The sequence below is a fragment of the Novosphingobium sediminicola genome, from assembly GCF_014196525.1.
GTDB lineage: Bacteria > Pseudomonadota > Alphaproteobacteria > Sphingomonadales > Sphingomonadaceae > Novosphingobium > Novosphingobium sediminicola.
In genome coordinates this window covers 206,783-225,062 of record NZ_JACIDX010000008.1, presented here as the reverse complement: position 1 = coordinate 225,062, position 18,280 = coordinate 206,783, and the positions used below count along the sequence as shown (strand labels likewise).

Annotated in this window: 15 protein-coding genes; 2 read left to right on the top strand and 13 right to left on the bottom strand. The window is 65.3% G+C overall.

The window, feature by feature from the left end; translation table 11 throughout:
* Positions 1-9 precede the first annotated feature (9 nt).
* The 3 genes from GGR38_RS12095 to dapD form a co-directional block, all read right to left on the bottom strand.
* The gene (locus GGR38_RS12095; protein ID WP_183625842.1) at positions 10-447 is read right to left on the bottom strand and encodes a potassium channel family protein; all 438 of its coding nucleotides are present in this window, start codon (positions 445-447) and stop codon (positions 10-12) included.
* 62 nt (positions 448-509) lie between these two features.
* Positions 510-1,322 (bottom strand): glutaminyl-peptide cyclotransferase, encoded by an 813-nt coding sequence (locus GGR38_RS12090; RefSeq protein WP_183625840.1) that lies wholly within the window; start codon positions 1,320-1,322, stop codon positions 510-512.
* 18 nt (positions 1,323-1,340) lie between these two features.
* Complete coding sequence (gene dapD / locus GGR38_RS12085) at positions 1,341-2,183, bottom strand: 2,3,4,5-tetrahydropyridine-2,6-dicarboxylate N-succinyltransferase (RefSeq protein WP_183625838.1); 843 nt, start codon at positions 2,181-2,183, stop codon at positions 1,341-1,343.
* Positions 2,184-2,332: 149 nt separating this feature from the next.
* On the opposite strand from dapD, the gene GGR38_RS12080 reads away from it, so the two are divergent.
* Positions 2,333-4,732 carry a S8 family peptidase gene (locus GGR38_RS12080; protein ID WP_183625836.1) on the top strand — a complete coding sequence of 800 codons (2,400 nt, stop codon included), beginning with the start codon at positions 2,333-2,335 and terminating at the stop codon, positions 4,730-4,732.
* A gap of 256 nt (positions 4,733-4,988) precedes the next feature.
* Here the strand turns inward: GGR38_RS12080 and GGR38_RS12075 are convergent, their stop codons facing one another.
* The 6 genes from GGR38_RS12075 to GGR38_RS12050 form a co-directional block, all read right to left on the bottom strand.
* Positions 4,989-6,299 carry a dipeptidase gene (locus tag GGR38_RS12075; RefSeq protein WP_183625834.1) on the bottom strand — a complete coding sequence of 437 codons (1,311 nt, stop codon included), beginning with the start codon at positions 6,297-6,299 and terminating at the stop codon, positions 4,989-4,991.
* A gap of 98 nt (positions 6,300-6,397) precedes the next feature.
* Positions 6,398-7,591 (bottom strand): glycosyltransferase, encoded by a 1,194-nt coding sequence (locus GGR38_RS12070; RefSeq protein ID WP_183625832.1) that lies wholly within the window; start codon positions 7,589-7,591, stop codon positions 6,398-6,400.
* Between the two features lie 158 nt (positions 7,592-7,749).
* Positions 7,750-8,274 carry a DUF2141 domain-containing protein gene (locus GGR38_RS12065; RefSeq protein ID WP_183625830.1) on the bottom strand — a complete coding sequence of 175 codons (525 nt, stop codon included), beginning with the start codon at positions 8,272-8,274 and terminating at the stop codon, positions 7,750-7,752.
* Between the two features lie 3 nt (positions 8,275-8,277).
* A complete protein-coding gene (locus GGR38_RS12060; protein ID WP_172340785.1) occupies positions 8,278-9,270 on the bottom strand; it encodes a hypothetical protein in 993 nt (330 codons plus the stop codon).
* 109 nt (positions 9,271-9,379) lie between these two features.
* Positions 9,380-10,123, bottom strand: coding sequence for a DUF2334 domain-containing protein (locus GGR38_RS12055; RefSeq protein WP_183625828.1), 744 nt, complete (start codon positions 10,121-10,123; stop codon positions 9,380-9,382).
* Entirely contained in the window at positions 10,120-12,744 is a 2,625-nt protein-coding gene (locus GGR38_RS12050) for an MMPL family transporter (protein WP_183625826.1), read from the bottom strand. Before GGR38_RS12050 ends, GGR38_RS12055 begins: the two co-directional genes overlap by 4 nt.
* Before the next feature lie 83 nt (positions 12,745-12,827).
* Between GGR38_RS12050 and GGR38_RS12045 the strand changes: the two genes are divergently transcribed.
* Positions 12,828-13,814 (top strand): lysylphosphatidylglycerol synthase domain-containing protein, encoded by a 987-nt coding sequence (locus GGR38_RS12045; RefSeq protein WP_183625824.1) that lies wholly within the window; start codon positions 12,828-12,830, stop codon positions 13,812-13,814.
* Here GGR38_RS12045 and GGR38_RS12040 read toward each other — a convergent pair.
* Genes GGR38_RS12040 through hpnI form a run of 4 tightly spaced genes read right to left on the bottom strand, consistent with a single transcriptional unit; the run spans position 13,811 to position 18,231 of the window.
* Positions 13,811-14,809 (bottom strand): MlaA family lipoprotein, encoded by a 999-nt coding sequence (locus tag GGR38_RS12040; protein WP_183625822.1) that lies wholly within the window; start codon positions 14,807-14,809, stop codon positions 13,811-13,813. The genes GGR38_RS12045 and GGR38_RS12040 overlap by 4 nt on opposite strands.
* On the bottom strand, positions 14,809-15,627 hold the full coding sequence (gene hpnK / locus GGR38_RS12035; RefSeq protein ID WP_221227083.1) for a hopanoid biosynthesis-associated protein HpnK: 819 nt from the start codon (positions 15,625-15,627) through the stop codon (positions 14,809-14,811). The genes GGR38_RS12040 and hpnK overlap by 1 nt, the downstream gene beginning before the upstream one ends.
* A 4-nt stretch (positions 15,628-15,631) precedes the next feature.
* Complete coding sequence (gene hpnJ / locus GGR38_RS12030; protein WP_183625820.1) at positions 15,632-17,077, bottom strand: hopanoid biosynthesis associated radical SAM protein HpnJ; 1,446 nt, start codon at positions 17,075-17,077, stop codon at positions 15,632-15,634.
* The gene (gene hpnI, locus GGR38_RS12025; RefSeq protein WP_183625813.1) at positions 17,074-18,231 is read right to left on the bottom strand and encodes a bacteriohopanetetrol glucosamine biosynthesis glycosyltransferase HpnI; all 1,158 of its coding nucleotides are present in this window, start codon (positions 18,229-18,231) and stop codon (positions 17,074-17,076) included. Before hpnI ends, hpnJ begins: the two co-directional genes overlap by 4 nt.
* Between the last annotated feature and the right edge of the window lie 49 nt (positions 18,232-18,280).

Sequence of the window (18,280 nt, the reverse complement as noted above, 5' to 3'; positions counted from 1 at the left end):
CAAGCGGCGTTAATGCGCATCAATGCGCCCCAGCATGCGGAAAAAGAACGAGGTGGACCAGCCCAGCAGCAGCATCCCCAGAATACTTTCAAACGCCCCGATCAGCCGCCATTGGCTGGTGATGTGAATGTCGCTGTATCCCACGGTCGAATAGGAGATGGTCGAGAAATAGAGCGAAGGCTCCAGCCCATGCACCGCCCCCACCGCGAAATAGACCAGCGCAAAGGCCCAGATTTCCACCCCGTGCAGCGCGATGATCGCCACCACAATGGACAGGGTGAAGATCGCCCCGCGCGGCGAAAGCGGGCGGATATGGCGCAATCTTTCCACATTGGCCTCGCTGCGCAGTGCGCGGGTCAGGCCGAACAGGCCAAAGCCATGCACGATCACGCAGAGCACGACCATGGCCGAGGATACGGCAAATTGCAGGAACAGACTGTTGCCCATCAGACCCCAGACATGGCGGTTTCAGCCCGTTTTGTCCATCTGGCCGGTCAAAATGTCGCGCATCAATGGACGGGCGGGGCGATTTCGAACATCACCGGCCATTCCTTGCCCGTGACGTAGAGATGCTTGCCCGCGGCATCCCATGCGATGCCGTTGGCCACCTGATCGGGCCCGGTGGCGCCTGCCTCACGCGCAAGGGCGGCAAGGTCGATCCAGCCCTTGACCCGGCCCGTGGTGGGATCGATCCGGGCAATGCGGCTGGTCATCCAGACATTGGCGAGGATCTCGCCATTGACCCATTCCAGCTCGTTGAGCATGTCCACCCCGATCCCGTCGGCGGTGACGCTGAGCAGGCGGCGGGTGCGGAAGGTGGCCGGGTCGATAAAACGCAGCGTGTTGCTGCCGTCCGACATGATCAGTTCGGCCCCATCGGGCCGCGCCGTCATGCCCCATCCTTCGCCCAGATAGGTGAAGCGGCCGACCGGCTTGAACCCGGCGCGGGTAAAGCGAAAGCCCATCCCGTCGCGCCATGTCAGCATCAGGATCTGATCACGCCACGGCGCAATCCCTTCGCCAAACAAGGGGCGCGGCAGGTTGGTCTGTTCCAGCACCCGGCCCGAATTCAGATCGACCCGGCGCAGGCTGGAGCGCCCCTCCATCCCGGTGCTTTCAAACAGCTGTCCACCATGAATGAACAGCCCCTCGGTATAGGCATGGGGATCATGAGGCAGGCGGCGCAAGACCTGCGCCGCCGCCATGGGGGTTTTGGGCGCAACTCTGGGCGCGCGTTCGCCCTGTGCTTCTGCGGCCCCATAAGAGGCCAGCCCCGCAGGAATCAACAGGGCGAGCAACAGAGCGAAAGCGCGCTTTTTCATGAGTTCTGCCGGATCCGATCAGTCGCGCAGCAGATCGTTGATGCCGGTCTTGGCGCGGGTCTGCGCGTCCACGGTCTTGACGATTACAGCGCAGTAGAGGCTCGGCCCCGGCGTGCCGTCGGGCAGCGGCTTGCCGGGCATCGAGCCGGGCACGACCACCGCATAGGGCGGCACGCGGCCGATATGGACTTCGCCCGTGGCGCGGTCGATGATCTTGGTGCTGGCGCCGATGAACACGCCCATCGAGAGCACCGCGCCCTCGCCGATGATGACGCCTTCAACCACTTCCGAACGCGCGCCGATGAAAGCGCCGTCCTCGATGATGACCGGCCCGGCCTGCAGCGGTTCCAGCACGCCGCCGATGCCCACGCCGCCCGACAGGTGAACGCCCTTGCCGATCTGGGCGCAAGAACCCACGGTGGCCCACGTGTCGACCATCGAACCTTCGCCAACATAGGCGCCGATGTTCACGAAAGAGGGCATCAGCACCACGTTCTTGCCGATGAACGAACCGGCGCGCGCCACCGCGCCCGGCACCACGCGGAAGCCGCCTTCGCGGAACTTGGCGTCGTCATAGCCGTCAAACTTGCTGGCCACCTTGTCAAACGCGGGCGAGCCTGCCGAACCGCCCGGCACCACCGCATTGTCGTTCAGACGGAACGAGAGCAGCACGGCCTTTTTCAGCCACTGATTGACCACCCATTCGCCGTCGATCTTTTCGGCCACGCGCGCCGCGCCCGATTCCAGCAGGCCAAAGGCCGCCTCAACATGGGCGCGCACATCGGCGCTGGCGGGGGTGACGGTGTCGCGGGCGTCCCAGGCGGCCTCGATGGCGGCGGCAAGGGTTGTGGTGTCGGTCATGGTCTTGGCCTCTTTGCGAAGGGGGACGGCATAAGCCTGTTTGACGATAGCGCCTATCGCCTGATGCGCCGCAGAACAAGGGCGAAGGCGGATCGTTACCCGGTGTTTACTGGAAAGGGTGCAGGAAGGGGGCGCAAGGGGATGGGTTTATGAATCGGGATGGGGTGTACAGGTCTTTGGCGCTGATCGGGCGTTTGCCGCTGACGGCGGTGGTGGGCGCGGGGCTGGCCGGGCTTGCTGCCTGTGGCGGGGGCGGCGGCGGCGCGGTCAATTCCACGCCCAGCGGCACCAGCAGCGCGACCGCCACCGCAACGCCCGCCCCGACGGCCACGGCCTCCGCCACGCCCACCGCCACACCGGGCGCGATCATCACCCCCACCCCTTCGGCCAGTTTCCAGACGGCGGAATATATCCGCTCGACCGGCCCATCCCAGCATGGCGCGATCACCGCATGGGCGGCGGGCGCCAGCGGACAGGGGGTGACCATCGGCATCGTCGATTCGGGGCTGGACACCACCAATCCCGAATTTGCCGGGCGGATTTCCAGCACCTCGACCGATCTGGCGGGCAGCCGGGGTCTGAACAATGCCGACAGCGATCACGGCACCGCAGTGGCGCAGGTGGCCGCCGCCGCGCGCAATGGGGTGGGGGTGATGGGCATGGCGTTTAACGCCACCATCGCGGCCATGCGCGTCGATACCGCGGGCAGTTGCGCCACCAGCGCCGGTTGCAGTTTCAGCGACAATGCCATCGCGGCGGGCATTACCGCCGCCATTGCCGCCGGGGCCAAGGTCATCAACCTGTCGCTGGGCGGATCGAGCCCCAATGCCAATATCACCAATGCCATTGCCAGCGCCGCCAGTGCAGGCGTCGTGGTGGTGGTGTCGGCGGGCAATGACGGGACGGCTCAGGTCGATCCCTTTGCCTCGGGCGTGCGCGCGGCGGGCAATGGCAATGTCATCATCGCTGGGTCGGTAGGATCGACCAATGTCATCTCCAGCTTTTCCAACCGGGCCGGGACCGAGGCGGCCTCCTATCTGACGGCGCTGGGCGAACAGATCTGTTGTCAGTATGAAAATGGCGTCATCAAGACCACCGTCTCGGGCGGCACGACCTATACGACGGTCTATAATGGCACGAGTTTTTCCGCGCCCCAGATCGCGGGCGCCGTGGCGCTGCTGCGGCAGGCCTTCCCAAATCTGACCGCCGCGCAGGCGGTGTCGATCCTGCTGAACACCGCCACCGATCTTGGCGCGACCGGGCAGGATACAACCTATGGGCGCGGGGGATTGGACATTGCGGCGGCGTTCAATGCGCAGGGGGCGACCTCGCTGGCGGGCACAGCGACGCAAATGGCGCTGGGCGGCACCAGCGCGGTGACATCGCCCGCGATGGGCGATGCGGCGCAGGGGGCCTCAGTGGCCTCGGTGGTGCTGGATTCCTATGGGCGGGCCTTTGGGGTCAATCTGGCCAATGGGCTGCGCAGCGCTTCGCTGATGCCGAAACTGGCCCCGGCGCTGGTGAACCAGAATCGCGGCTTTTCGCTGGGCGGCGGCGCGGTGGCGATGGCTTTCAGCGTGGACGCCACCGGGCGCAATCTGGCCCTGCCTTGGTCGGGCGCGCTGCGGCTTTCGCAGGAGGATGCAGGCGTGGCGCGCGTGCTGGCCGGGCGGGTGATCGCGCTTGTGGCGCCGGGCCTGTCGATGGGCTTTGCCATGGCGCAGGGGGCCGATGGGCTGGTGGCCTCGCTTCAGGGGCAGGATCGGCCCGCCTTTATGATCGCTGGCAATCCGCTGGAGGACATCGGCTTTTTCCGCAGCGGCGAGACCTCGCTGGCGATCAGGCGCGGTTTGGGCCAATGGGGCCTGACGGTGATGGGCCAGCAGGGCTATGGCTGGACCGGATCGCCGTGGCAGGCGGTCGGCACATCGAGCCAAGGCGAGAGCCGCGACCTTGTGCAACGCTTCGGCTTTGCCTTCGACCGGCGGCGGGGCGATGTCGAGGCAAGCCTCGGCGCAAGCTGGATGAGCGAGCAGCGCGGCATTCTGGGAGCGCGGTTCAATCCGGCGCTGGGGGCGCATGGGGCCGATACAGTGTTTGTCGATGCGGCGCTCGGCTGGCGGCCCTATCCCGATTTCCACTTTGGCGCGGCATGGCGACAGGGCTTTACCCAAGCGCGCGGCTCCGGCTTTATCGGCGCGGGGTCGGGGCTGGTGACCAATGGCTGGGTGGTCGATGGCTCGATCGCCAATTTCTTCAAGTTCGGCGATCTGCTGGCGCTGCGCGTCTCGCAACCTCTGCGCGTGGAGCGTGGTGGCATGAATTTCCACCTGCCGGTTGCCTATGATTATGACACCGGGGCGGTCTGGGGGATGCGGCGGTTATCGCTGGCTCCGACCGGGCGCGAGGTGGATGCCGAACTGGCGTGGCAGTTTCCGCTTAAAGGAGGTTCGGCGGGGCTGAACCTGTTTTGGCGGGGGAATCCGGGGCATTACGCGGCCTTGCCCGATGATCGGGGGGTGAGTTTGGGGTGGAAGAAGGGGTTTTAGGGATTTTAGCAGGTGGGTGCCTCCGGCGGGTTAAGGGCAGGGGCCCTTAACAATCCCGTCATGGGGCTGCGCTTGGTTGGCAAGGTTGCGCGCGTGTCATGGTTTTGAGAGCCTGCGGCGCTTTTAGCGATGAGCTTTCCGCGCCGCAGGCTTTCAAACAATCAACCAATCCTGACGTCGCCAACGATCCACTACCCATTAACGGGATTGCAAAGGGACGAGTCCCTTTGCCCGCCGGAGGCAAAAGACTCCCTAATTAAAACGAAGTCGGGTTCTCTACCACCGCATCCCCCTTATGCGCCGCCGCATAAGCCTCTGCCGCCTTCAAAACGCGCAGGAAATTCCCGCTGGCGATCTTTTTGAGATCCTCTTTTGTGTACCCCTTGCGGGCCAGTTCGACGAAGAGCGCAGGGTAAGCCGAGGTGTCGGGCAGGCCCTGCAACCCCACCGAACCGCCATCGAAGTCCGAGCCGAGCGCGATATGGTCGATGCCGATGCGCTGCTTGATATGGTCGATATGGGCCACGACATCGGCCAGCGTGGCGACGGGCTTGGGATTGGCCTTTTCCCAATCGGCCAGCGCGGCGGCGGCGACATCGGGCCGGTCGGGGTGGAGTGCTTTTTGCCGCGCCATTTCGCCCGCGCGGTTGGCGTTCCATGTGTATTGGCCGGGGCTGATATAGCCGGGGTAGAAATTGACCGCTACCACGCCGCCGTTCAGCTTCACCTTGTCCAGCACTTCGTCGGACACATTGCGCGGATGACCCGAAATCGCCTGCGCGTTGGAATGCGAGAAGATCACCGGCGCGCCCGAAACCTCCAGCGCGTCCATCATGGTCTTCTGGCTGACATGCGAGAGATCGACCAGAATCCCCAGCCGGTTCATCTCGCGCACGACATCCTTGCCAAAGGGCGTCAGGCCATTGTGCTGGGGCGCATCGGTGCCGCTGTCGGCCCACGGGGTCGTTTTGAAGTGCGTGAGCGTCATATAGCGCACGCCGATTTCATGCAGGGTCCGCAGCACGGCCAGCGAGCCGCCGATCGAATGGCCCCCTTCGGCCCCCAGCAGGCTGGCGACCTTGCCCGCTTTCCACGCCTTTTCGACGCAGGCGGCATCGGCGCAGAACTGCATCTCGGCCGGGTTGGCCGCGATGATGCGCTTCATCAGATCAACCTGCTCCAGCGTGGCTTGCACGGCCTGCTGATCGTTCAAAGCGGCTGAAACATAGACCGACCAGAACACCGCCTGAAGATGGCCCTGCTTCATGCGGGTCAGATCGGTCTGCATCGGCACGATCTTGGGTTTGGCCCCGGGTTGGGCATCGGTGTTCCACTTGTCATCGCCCGGCTCGCGGGTGGTGTCGTGGAAATCGAAGCCTTTGAGGACATTATGCCGCCGGTCGCGCAATTGTTCGGGCACGTCAATGTGGCCGTCCCATACCGGGGCCTCCTTCAGCGCGGCGGCGGCGATCTGTTCGGGCGTCTGGGCCGGGGCAGCCAGCAGGCCGGATGTCGAAAGAGCGGTGGAAAGCAGGAAGGCGAGGGCGCCGGTAATCGCGTGTCGCATGAAAGCTCCGCAGGAAGAAGGATTTGGCGCACAAGAGGCCATCGCCTGCCCCTGCGCAAGAGGGGCAAAGCGCGTATCAACATCAGTGTCAGGAAAACTCAGGCGACCTGGACATTTTCTGACAGGCGCCGGGCGGTGCCTTCCGGCCCCTCTCCGCGCCGGGCGCTGGCGTAATCGGCAAACAGCGCCTCGAAATGGCCCTGCGTGGACACCACCTTCACCTCGGGCGAGGCCTTGGGCAGGTTGCGCAGCAGGCGCAGGGTGGCGCGGGCGGCGGCCATAGCGCTGCCCGCGCTATAGGTGACGCCCGCGCCGCCGCGCGCATGGTCGGCCGCCCCGCCGCGATCCGGCACGATCACCGGCACCCCGCTGGCCCGCGCCTCGGCGGCGGCCATACAGAAGGTTTCGGCCTCGCAGCCATGGATCAGCGCATCGGCGCTGGCCAGAATGGTGGCGAATTTGGCGCGGTCCTTTTCGGCCTTCAGCAGCTTGATATGCGGATTGCCCGCGACCTGCTTCAAAATCCGCGTCTTTTGATTGCCCGCGCCCAGCAGCACCAGCCCGATCGGCATCGACTGGCTGGCCGCGGCCACCGCGTCCACGATCATCGGCCAACGCTTTTCCGGGCTGAGCCGCCCGACGCCGATCAGCAATTTCGCGCTTTCGGGCAGGCCGCACATTTCCAGCAACCGCCGCCGCAGCGCAGGGCTGCGCCGCTTGGGGCTGAACAGTCCCGCCTCGATCCCCATCGGGTGCAGGACAGTATGGGCCACGCCGCCCGCCGCCAGACGGTCGCGCAATTCGCCGCTGGCGCAGACCACGCGCTCGAACTGATGGCCCAGCTCGCGCAGGTGTTTCCAGAAAGGCTCGAAGCTGCGGTCGATGGCCTCGCGGCTCATGATCGGTTCGAACCAGCGATAGGCATAGGCCGAGAGCGGATCGGCATGCATCACCAGCGCGCGCGGCGCATCGCCGGGCCAGCGCGCGACCATGCTGGCGCTGCGCCATGGTGATGAAACCTCAAGGAAATCGGGCGCCAGCGCGGTGATCGCCGCGTGCAGCGCGTCTTCATCCTTGAAATACCAATATTTGCGGTCCAGCGGAAAGCGCGGCGCCGGGATCGTCACGATCCGCGCCATCGGTCCGCGCTCGATCACCTCATGCCGGTCGCCGGGGGCAAGGATGATGATCTCATGGCCCAATTCCGGGCCAATGCGCATCTTCTGCTCGACATAGGTTTTTACCCCGCCGCCATGGGGCGTGTAAAAGGCGCAAACATCAACGATCCGCAACTGGCCCCTCCTGTCGCCGGACAGGTCTGCATGTCCGATGTCCGCTCTTGATGCCTCGGGCGGCATCCGGGGCGCATGTGGCCTCTGGCGGGGCAAAGCGCAAGAGGCAGGGCGCCGGGCGTGACACGGTGTGTCACGCCTGCATCAGTTGATCGGCATCAGTTGATCGGCGACATGCCCAGACCGTTGCGATAATTCAGCGTGATCGAAACCCGCGTGGGGCCATTGCCCGCCACCGCCTTGGTCGCTGCGGCCTTGGGCTTGTGCCAGCCAAGGCGCGGATTCGAGGCAAAGCCGATGCCGTCGACCCACCAGCCGAACTTGCGGTTATTGTCCCGGTCATGCAGCAGCATGATCGAATAGGGCCCCGCCGCCGGAACGCGCACACAGATCTGGACATTGCCGCTGGCGGGCGTCTCTTCTTCTACTCGGCGGAACGCCTTGCCCTGATAGACCAGCACATTGTCGTCCATCAGAAAGTCGGTGTCATTGTTGGGATAGACTTCCAGCTTGAGCTTGCCGGTGCGGTCTTTCAAACCGATAACATCGACAAGAAACGCCGGTCCGCTTTCGCCCGCGCGGCACTTGCCCTCCGCCTTGCCCAGCTCGGGCGTGGAGGCCAGCGGCACCGCCGGCTTGGCCGGCGCTTCGGCGGCAAGGATCAGGGGCAACAACAAGGCCATGCTTTATCCTTCTTTGCGCGAGGTGATAAGGTCGACAGTGGCAAACACCGTGCCCACGATGATATGGGCGATCGGGTAAAGGACAGCCATCATCGCCAGCAGGTATGAAATCTGATCATCATGCCCCATCAGGAAGATGGCAAGACCAGAAAAAGCAGCGTCTTTATAAGGCACAAGCGGCAGGCGCGAAATCAACATACGCAGCGTGGCCAGCACCAGCCAGATACCATAGGCCACATCGGGCAGCACCAGATGCCACAGCAGCGCGGTCAGCCCGACATAGGCGATGATGCGCAGGAAATGGACGCCGGTGATAATGAACAGCTCGCGCCGGGGCAGCGAAAACAGCTTTTGCCGGAACAGCAGGATGACAAAGGACGTCACCAGCACCACGCCCAGCGAGGTGAACACGGTGGTCGTATCCTTGCCCATCACGCCCGACTGGATGATCTTCCACGCCGCGCCCAGCATCACCAGCGTGGCGATATTGCCGGTCAATGCGGACAGGATCGCCATATCCTTGATCGCGCCGAACGGGGCCGTCACCATGCCAAGGCGCGCCCGCGCCCAGGCATAGAACTGCACCTCGCCCAGATAGGACATCAGCAATTCGTTCGACACCTGCTTGCGCAACAGCGCCGGGATGCCCGAGGCCGGAATGCGCCACAAACGGCGATAGATTACCCATTCGGACAGCGGCGGCATCATGTAATTGATGACGAACACGATCCAGAACGGGGCCGAACGCGGCACCATCTCGATCAGCCCCTTGGGGTTGAGATCGAGCAGGCGCACCGCCACCACCACCAGAATGGCCAGCGAGATCAGCGAGCTGGCGAAACCGGCGATGCGGGAACGGCGCTGGTTGGCCTTGTCGGCCTCCTCCAGCGCGATGTCGCGCACGGGGGCCGGTTCAGATGCCTCGCCATGGGCAAAGCCTTGGGTCAACATCTGTTGTGCTTCCTGATCTGCCCCGGTGGGTGTCTTGTCGCTCATAGTGGCGCCGCCTTGGCAGGCTTTGCCCGTGATTGCCAGTAGGCAACTTGAGCCATGCTTATGCCGCTTTGGGTTCTAACGGGGGCTGAACGCGCCATGGGGCTGATGTTCAGCTTGCCAGCAATTGGCCATAGCGCGCCGGACGGCGGCGGGCGGCAAAGCTGCTGTAGGTGGCGCGGATCGAGGAAATCAGTTCCGGAACAGTGGTATCGCCCGGATGCACCGCGATGCGCGCCACATCCAGCCCATGCAGCCCCACCCGCGCCAAAGATGCAAAGAAGCGTGAGGACAACTGACGTCCCTTGGTCCGGCTGGCCCATGTCACCACCGGGCCGCGCGCCAATGTCTCGCCGGTTTCGGGGCGCCACACGCGCATATGATCCTCGGCCAGAGGAAAGCCCGATTCGGCCAGCGCCGCCATCGCCCCCGGCCCATAAAGCCACGCCGGTGCGATAAAGCCCGCCGTTTCGCGCCCGATGATATCCTCGATCAGCTTGCGCCCGTCGGCCATCCGCCGCGCCGCTTCGTCCTGCGAAAGGCCCAGAAATTCGCCCTCGCTGGCGGTCATATGCTTGGCCTTGAAGGCCGCCACGCCGCTGTGCTGGGCCAGATCCTTGTGAAACCAGCCATGGACGAACATTTCCACGCCCATATCCGACCAGCGCCGCAATTTGGCCTGATAGGCGGCGTTGCCCGCCAGCGGCGCCTCGCTCCAGTGATCGGGCACGACCAGCATGGCGAAATTCATGCCGCCCAGCAATTCGCAGAGCAGATCGGCCAGTTGATCGACCTGCGCCTCGGCGCGCGGGCCGACATCGTGGATCGAGGCCAGAAGGATCTTCTCGCGGCTCATGGCTTATCCTTCTTATGCACAGGACCCAGCAGCGCAGGCTCAAAGATCAGCGCGCAGATCAGCGTCCAGACCAAGGACAGCATCAGGATCAGCCCCATGCTGGCCGTGCCGGGATGGGCGCTGAACCACAGCGCGCCAAAGGCCGAACCGGTGGCCAGCGCGCTGCACAGAACCGCGCGGGCCAGCGAGGTCTGCAACAGATCGCCCACGCCCGAACGCCATGCCATGACGAAATAGATGTGAAACGCCACGCCCACCCCGAACAGCAGCGGAAAGGCGATGATATTGGCAAAGTTCAACGGTTGCCCGATCGCCACGCATGTGCCTAGCGTCAGGAACCCCGACAGCACCACCGGTGCCAGCGTAAAGGCCACCTCGCGCACCGAACGCAGCACCAGCCAGAGCAGGAGCGACACCAGCGCCAGCGCCAGAATGCCCGCCGTGATAAAGGCATGGGCGACGGTCTTGGCCGCCTCCTGCGTCGCCACGGGCAGGCCGGTGGCGCGCGGCGCCTCTGCGCGCACGGCGGCGGTAAAGCGCGCGATGGCGGCATTGTCGGTGCCATTCCCGGCGCCATCGATTCTGGGCGTTACCTGCACCAGCGCGCGGCCATCCTTGGCCAGCCAGTCGCGGCGGATCTCCTCGGGCAGGTTCTCGCGCGTCACCTCGCTGGCGGTCAGCGAGGCGCGGATCTTGTCCAGCGTCAGGCCCAGCGGCGGCACCAGCATGGCGCTGACCGCCTCGCGCTGGGCCGGGGAGGCGGCGGCCAGAGCGGTAAAGCTGGCGCTCAGATGCGCGGCGGGCGCGGCGGTCGCGCCGGGCCGCGCGGCCAGAGCCTTGAGCGATAAGGCTGCCTTGTTCAGCGCCGCCACGGTGGCCGCATCATCGCTGGCGGGCGGAAAGTCGAAAGGATTGATCGTCGCGTCCAGCAGCAGCGAGGCGTCCGAAATCAGCGCCAGTTTAACCCCTTGCGCCTCGGGCACGAAACTGTCGATGGTGATCGCGTGGGCCACTTCCTTGCGGCGGCTCAGGCGCGCCTCCAGATCGTCGGCGGCGGCCACATTGGGGGTAAGGATGGTGATCGTGTTGGGCGTGCGGTCCGCATCCTCCATCAGGATCGAAAGCTCGCGCATCGCCGGGCTGTGGGGATCGCGCAGGTGCAGCGGGTTGAAGTCGAATTTGACCCAGACCAGCGTTACCACCGAGAGCAGCATGGCCCCGACAAAGGCGATCAGCACATCACGCCGATGCCGATGCAAAAAGGCATCGAGCGGCGCGGCCCCGGCCCAGCCCACATCCGATGCGGGAACCGAAGGCTGCAGTACCATCAACAGCGCGGGCAGCAGCGTGATATTGAGCATGAAGGCGACAATCATCCCCATGCCCGCAATCACGCCCAGTTCGGCAATGCCGACATAATCGGTGGGCAGGAAAGCGCCCAGCGCGAGGAAAATCGCCGCCGCCGCCAAGGACAAAGGTTCACCGATAGCGGCCGCCATGCGTTCCAGCGCCTCCATCGGCGCGGCCCCGGCGCGGCGCTCATGGTTGAAACGCACCGCCACCTGAATGCCGAAATCGACGCCCAGCCCGACGAACAGCGGAATAAACGCCACCGAAATCAGATTGAGCCGCCCGACCGCCAACAACCCCAGCGCCAGCGTGATGGCCAACCCTGCGATGATTGTCACCATGATCGCGCCCACGATCTTGGCCGAGCGCGTCGCCAGCCACAGGCAGGCCAGCATCGCGGCCAGCATGCCAAGGCCGATCATCCCCATGCCCTCGCGGATCGAGGCGAATTCCTCATCGGCCAGCGGCACTTCGCCGGTGATGCCCACGCGCATCCCATGGGCGGTGTCCAGCCCCAGCGCCGCGGCCTGTGCGCGGATGGCCTCAACAGCGGCCGCGCCCGGTTCCAGATCGCCATAATCCATGCGCGGCATCACGATCAGCAAGCGGCGCGTGGGCGGGGCGAGCGAGCCCTTGTCGGTCGAGAACATCCGTTGCCACGAGAAATACTGCACCTTGCCCGAAAGCTTGGCGTCAATTGCGGCCGACAGCTTGCCCAGCGGGTCGGCAAGGCGCGAGGCGTCCTGGGTGCCGCGCGCCGCGCCATCGGCCACGGTGTCGATGGTGGCCGCAATGCCGTGCAGGCTGGGATCGCCCGCAAGGCCCCCCAGCAAGGGCTGCGCGTCGATCAGCCGCTGCGTCGTCTGCTGCACCTCGGGCAGATCGGCAAAGAGCAGGCCCGAGCGGTCAAAAAACGCGCCCCCATCGGGCCGCCGCACCGCCACCACCGGACCTTTCGGCCCCAGCTTGCCCAGCGCTTCGCTGAGCCGGATCGCGCCATCCTCGGCCAGTTCGGGCGTCTGCCCATCGACCACGACAAGGATCGAATCCTTCAGTTGCGGAAAGGCCGCCTCAATCGCCGCGCCATCCTGACGCCATGGCGTTTTCGCGCTGATCAGCTCGCCCGTGTCGGTGGTCATGGCGAAATGCCCCGCCACATAGGCCAGCGCGCCCGCCACCAGCGCCAGCGCCAGAACCAGCGTGACCGCAGGGCGACGGGATGCCGCGCGGATGGCGCGCAGGATGGCGGGGGTCAATCGGGCGGTGATCATCGCGGGTTGCTCTGACCGAAAACTGGGGCGCAAACAAGGCACAACCTTGCCCAAAGCGCCACATGCTCCTATCGCGCCCGCCCATGAGTCAGTCCAGAACCCCGCGCCGGTGGAGCGCCATTGCGCCATCGGTGCTTTTGCTTGCCGGCCTGTTGGGCATGGTGGCGGCCAACAGCGGGCTGCGGCACATGTTTGCCCAGGCCGTGGCGACCATCGACCCGCTGGCGGTGCTGGCGGTCCTGCCGGTGCAATTCGTGGCGATCCTGCTTTGCACTGCGGCGCAACAGGCGCTTAAGGTCGGCATCCCCTTCCGCTCCAGCCTGATCGCGCGATTGGTGCGCGATGCGGCGCACAGCCTGCTGCTGTTTCCCCCCGGCCTTGGCGATGTGGTGGGCGCGCGGGCGGTGGTGCTGCTGGGCGGGCGAGGGCGCGCGGCGGTGGCCCTGCGCGCGCTCGACATCATCGCCGAGGTGATTGCCGAGCTGCCCTATATGGGGCTGGCCGCCTATGTTCTGTATCATTGGGGGCATTGGGGACAACAGGCGGCGCCCGCCGCTCCGTCCTCCGGCGCATCGCTCTGGTGGGGGCTTCTGGCGGTGCCGCCGCTGGCCTATGTCGGATGGCGCATCTGGCGCAGCAGCGCCCACCACCGCCGCTTTATCCAGACCCGCACCGGACGCCGCCTGCGCGCCGAAATCCATCTGATGCGCCGCGAACTGGCCCGCCAGCGCACCGGCCTGCCGCTGGCCATCATCCTCCACTTCTTTGCATGGAGCATGGCCGGGGTGCAGGTCTATATTGCGGCCCATATGTTCGGCATGAACCTCTCGCTCTTCGCCGCCTTCGCCATCGAAAGCGCCGCCACCGCCGCCCGCATGATCCTCTTCTTCGTCCCCGGCGGGCTGGTCATGCAGGAAGCGGGCGCCGTGCTGGCCGGGGCCGCCATGGGCGTGGCCGCGCCTCAGGCGTTGGCGTTGAGTTTGATTTTGCGGTTGCGGGAGCTGACCTTCGGTCTCTCGCTGTTGATGTGGCCGGTGCTGGAATATCGGGCGCGGAGGCACTCTTTCTAAGGCTTTGCCGCCGGCTTCGCTTCCGGATCCTCCAGCGGATCGTCGAATTCGGGCACCTCGGGCGTTTGCCCCGGCGGGACTTTGAGCGCGGCGATTTGCCCGGCGCGGTGTTGCAGATAGGTTGAGCGCAGGGCGGCGTAGAAGTCGACCGACTGGGCCTTGAGGGCCTTGAGCTCAGGCTCGGCGCGCGCGCGCGTGTCGACACCGCTGGTGCCCAATGCGATGGCGCCGGGGGTGGAGACGGCGACGGCCTCGGTGACGAAGGAGCGCGGGCGCCGGTTGGGGGCCACCGCAACCTGCGGGCGCGATACGCGGTCGAGCAGCAGCGGCTGGGTAAAGGCGTCGCCGCCCATGCCGATCAGGTCGCGGATGGTGGTCGGCCCAAGGATGGGCAGATAGAGATAGACCCCCGGCCCGGCCCCGGCCACGCCCAGCGTATTGGAAAAGCCGTTGCTGTGCGCGGGCGTGTTGAAAGGCTTGCGCTTGGCGACATCGACCAGACCGCCAAAGCCCAACGTTGAATTGAGCACGAAGCGCTTGGCGGTCTGCCATGCACGCTCCGGTTTCAACTGGATCATGTCATTGGCCAGCGTCGAGGGCATGAAGATATTGGCCAGCGCATTATGCACCCCGTCGCGCACCGGTTCGGGCAGGACGGTGCGATAGACGATGGCGATGGGGCGCAGGATGAAGCGGTCGATCGGCTGGGTGATGGCGAAGAACACGCGGTTCATGCCTTCGAGCGGATCGGGATTGGCCAGATTGGCGATGGTGTCGGGGCCTTCTTCAGGCTCGTCAAACTTCTTGCCGTCGCGCTCGGCGGCCTGGGCCATGCCCAGCACGATGATGGGGGCGTTTTCCTCCGGCGTTTGCGCGGCGATGGCGGCCACTTGGGCGGCGGCTTCGACATCCTCGGGCGCGGGGGCCGGGTCGGGCGGGCTGACGGCGGCGGCCAGAGGGGCCAGCGCCAGCGGCAGGGCAAGAGCGAGCGCCATCAGGCTGCCGCTCGCCCGGAAAAGCGCGCGAAGGGGCCGGTTTCCACCCCGCTGGCGCGCAGCGCCGCGATCACGCCCGGATCGGTCAGCGCGGCCAGTTCGGCGCGATATTGATAGCCCGGCGCCGAGCCGGGATAGGCGTCCTGCGTGGCGGGATGAGTGTAAAGCTCGGTCAATCCCTCGGGCAGGTCGGCCAGCGCGGCGGCCATGCGCTCGGCGGTAAAGGCCCCGGTCTGGGTCAGGCCGGTCACATTGTCATTGGTGGCCAGACCGCTCTTGCGCCAGCGCGCGCCCAAAAAGCGCGCCCAATGCTCGATCATGCCGGTCCCGGCTTGGGCTGGCATACGGATCGCGGGCAGGCCATGGCGGCGCCCTTCCTCGATAATTGCCGCTGCGATCATCGGGTGGAGGTGGAAATGCTTATGCGCGTTGACATGATCGAGCGCGAGGCCGGTTGCGGCAAAGGCGGCGAATTGCGCCGCCACCTCGGCCCGCATCTGCGCCCGCGCCACCGGCGAGAGGGCGATGGCAAAGGCCGTGCGCACCATCGATTCGTGAAACCAGCCATCCGGCCCCACCAGCGCCGAGACCCGCTCCGGCGGCAGCACCGGGCGACCATCGGCCAGCACCACATGCAGCCCTACGCCAAGTCCGGGCAGGCGGCGCGCCCGCGCCGCCGCATCCTGCGCCGCCTCGCCCGAAACCATCAGGCTGGCGGCGGTCAGGATGCCTTGCGTATGGGCGCGCTCGACCGCTTCGTTCACCGCCAGCGCGGCGCCGAAATCATCGGCCGTCACCACGAGGCGGCGTATGGTCATCAGTTTACGCGGCTTCCTTGCGCTGACGCAGGAACTGGAAGAATTCCACGCCTTCGCGCAAACGGCGCTTCATCATGTCCCAATCGCGCACCATTTCATTGACGATGGCGCCGATCTTGCGCGGGCGGAAATAGAAGCGCTTGTAGAATTCTTCGACCTTGGCATGGATCACGCTGGCGGGCAGGTGCGGATAGGAAAGCTGGGCGATCTGGTGGCCGCCATCGTCGGTCATCGGCTTGCCGCCCGCGAACCAGCCGTTTTCCACCGCCTGATTATACAGGAACGTGCCCGGATAGGGCGCGGCCAGCGACACCTGAATGGTGTGCGGGTTGATTTCCTGCGCATAGCGGATGGTTTCTTCGATCGTTTCCAGCGTTTCGCCGGGCAGGCCGAGGATGAAGGTGCCGTGGATGGCGATGCCAAGCTCGTGGCAGTTCTTGGTGAACTCGCGCGCCACTTCGACGCGCAGGCCCTTCTTGATGTTATGCAGGATTTGCTGATTGCCGCTTTCATAGCCGACGAGCAGCAGGCGGCAGCCATTGGCCTTCATGATTTCCAGCGTTTTGCGCGGGACATTGGCCTTGGCGTTGCAGCTCCACGTCAGCGGGAAGCCCGGCTTGCCAAAGCCCAGTTCGCCCATGGCGACGGCCAGCTTTTCCACGCGGTCGATGTCATCGGTCAGCGTGTCATCGTCAAAGAAGATCTCCTTGGTTTCGGGGATTTCCTTGAGGATGTACTGGATTTCCTCGATCACCTTGGCGACCGAGCGCGAGCGATAGCGGTGGCCCGAAATGGTCTGGGGCCACAGGCAGAAGGTGCAGCGGCTCTTGCACCCGCGCCCGGTGTAGAAGGACACATAGGGCGCCTTGAGATAGCCGATGAAGTAATTGTCGATCTTCAGGTCGCGCTTGTACATGGGCGAAACCATGGGCAGCGCGTCCATATCCTCGATGATGGCGCGGTTCTTGTTGTTGATGATCGTGCCGTCGGGCCCGCGATAGGAAATGCCGTCGATCTCGGCAAAGGGGCGCCCTTCGGCCAGTTCGACGCAGGTGTAGTCATATTCCTCACGCGCGACGAAATCGATGGCGGTGCTGGCCTCAAGGCTCTGCTCCGTCTCGATCATCACCTTGGCGCCGACAAAGCCGACGAGGCAATTGGGGTTGCGCGCCTTGATCAGTTCCGCCGTCTTGATGTCCTGCATGAAGCTGGGCGTCGAGGTGTGGAGGATGACCAGTTCGGCCGTATCAAATTCGTGGGCGATGTCTTCCCAGCTCTGATCATGGGCGGGCGCGTCGATCAGTTTCGATCCCGGCACCATCGCGGCGGGCTGGGCCAGCCAGGTCGGATACCAGAAGCTCTTGATCTCACGCTTGGCCTGATAGCGGGCGCCGGCGCCCCCGTCGAAACCGTGGAAGGAGGGGGCTTGGAGAAAAATGGTGCGCTTCATCGGTCTCTCTTGGTGCGGGCGGCATGGTCGGTGGCAGGGTGGCCCCTGATGCGGCCTTTGGAGGTCATTGTAAGGCTTGCGCCGCGCCAATCAATCGCAGTTGCGAACAGGCTGGCGCAAAAAACGCAAAAGCTGATGAGGTCGGCGATGGGTATCAGCCACAGGGGCAGGGCAATAGGCGCATATTTATGAACCTTTGCTGCAAGCGCAAGGCGTGCAAGGATAATTGCCAGCAGCAAAGCCCCGCCGATACCGGGCGCCAACACCGCCGCCAGAACCCCCAGCGGCAATCCATGCGTGACAATCGAGCCATAATGCCCTGCGCCCGCCAGATCGCGCACCGTCACGGCCCAGCGCAAATGCTGGCGCCAGAGCGCGCGAAACGAGGATTCGGCCCCCGCGTGGACGAGAATCATCGGCGGAATATCCACCCGCAACCCCTGCGCCGCCACGCCCGCCCCGATCGCATGATCGTCGGCCAGCACATCGGCCAGCGCCTCAAACCCGCCCATGGCGTCCAGAGTCTCGCGCCGCAGGGCGATGGTGGAACCCATGCAGGGCTGCGCCATGCCGGTGGCCAGACCCACCACCATATTGGGCAAGGTCTGGCCCGCGATCATCATCGCACCCACCCGGCTCCACAATCCGGCATCGCCCCGCCCGACATAGAGGCACGAGACCGCCCCCACGCCCGGCTGAGCCAGCGCATCGTTGATCCGTGCCAGATAATCGGGCGCGACCACCATGTCGCTGTCGGATAAAACCAGCACCTCATGCGCGGCCAGCGGCATCATTGCGATCAGCGAGCCGACCTTGCCATTGGCAGCAGGTGCGCGCGGGCCGGGGTAATAGGCGATATTGTCATGCGCCGCGATCAACGCGCGGGCCACCAGCGCGGCCCCATCGTCCGCCGCGTTGGTGCCCAGCACGATCTGCACAGCTCCGGGATAGTCCTGATGCGTGAATCCGGCCAGATTTTCGGCCAGACGCGGTTCGGCGCCATGCAGCGGTTTCAGAATTGTAACGGCCTGTGCGGGCGCATGGGGGGCGGGCGGCGCGGCGAAGAATCGCCCCAGCGCGCCAAGGGCAAAGAGTTGATAGAGCAGGCCAACCCCCGCCAGCGCCAGCGCGCCATATGCCAACACATATCCCATGCCCCACGCCCCTACACCGCTTTGCAGTCGCAGCAAAAGGGTTTAGGGG

Excerpts from the sequence above, each read along its gene's own strand:
- GGR38_RS12095 (WP_183625842.1), bottom strand. The coding sequence starts at position 447 with ATGGGCAACAGTCTGTTCCTGCAATTTGCCGTATCCTCGGCCATGGTC.
- GGR38_RS12090 (WP_183625840.1), bottom strand. The coding sequence starts at position 1,322 with ATGAAAAAGCGCGCTTTCGCTCTGTTGCTCGCCCTGTTGATTCCTGCG.
- dapD (WP_183625838.1), bottom strand. The coding sequence starts at position 2,183 with ATGACCGACACCACAACCCTTGCCGCCGCCATCGAGGCCGCCTGGGAC.
- GGR38_RS12080 (WP_183625836.1), top strand. The coding sequence starts at position 2,333 with ATGAATCGGGATGGGGTGTACAGGTCTTTGGCGCTGATCGGGCGTTTG.
- GGR38_RS12075 (WP_183625834.1), bottom strand. The coding sequence starts at position 6,299 with ATGCGACACGCGATTACCGGCGCCCTCGCCTTCCTGCTTTCCACCGCT.
- GGR38_RS12065 (WP_183625830.1), bottom strand. The coding sequence starts at position 8,274 with ATGGCCTTGTTGTTGCCCCTGATCCTTGCCGCCGAAGCGCCGGCCAAG.
- GGR38_RS12060 (WP_172340785.1), bottom strand. The coding sequence starts at position 9,270 with ATGAGCGACAAGACACCCACCGGGGCAGATCAGGAAGCACAACAGATG.
- GGR38_RS12055 (WP_183625828.1), bottom strand. The coding sequence starts at position 10,123 with ATGAGCCGCGAGAAGATCCTTCTGGCCTCGATCCACGATGTCGGCCCG.
- GGR38_RS12050 (WP_183625826.1), bottom strand. The coding sequence starts at position 12,744 with ATGATCACCGCCCGATTGACCCCCGCCATCCTGCGCGCCATCCGCGCG.
- GGR38_RS12045 (WP_183625824.1), top strand. The coding sequence starts at position 12,828 with ATGAGTCAGTCCAGAACCCCGCGCCGGTGGAGCGCCATTGCGCCATCG.
- GGR38_RS12040 (WP_183625822.1), bottom strand. The coding sequence starts at position 14,809 with ATGGCGCTCGCTCTTGCCCTGCCGCTGGCGCTGGCCCCTCTGGCCGCC.
- hpnK (WP_221227083.1), bottom strand. The coding sequence starts at position 15,627 with ATGACCATACGCCGCCTCGTGGTGACGGCCGATGATTTCGGCGCCGCG.
- hpnJ (WP_183625820.1), bottom strand. The coding sequence starts at position 17,077 with ATGAAGCGCACCATTTTTCTCCAAGCCCCCTCCTTCCACGGTTTCGAC.
- hpnI (WP_183625813.1), bottom strand. The coding sequence starts at position 18,231 with ATGGGATATGTGTTGGCATATGGCGCGCTGGCGCTGGCGGGGGTTGGC.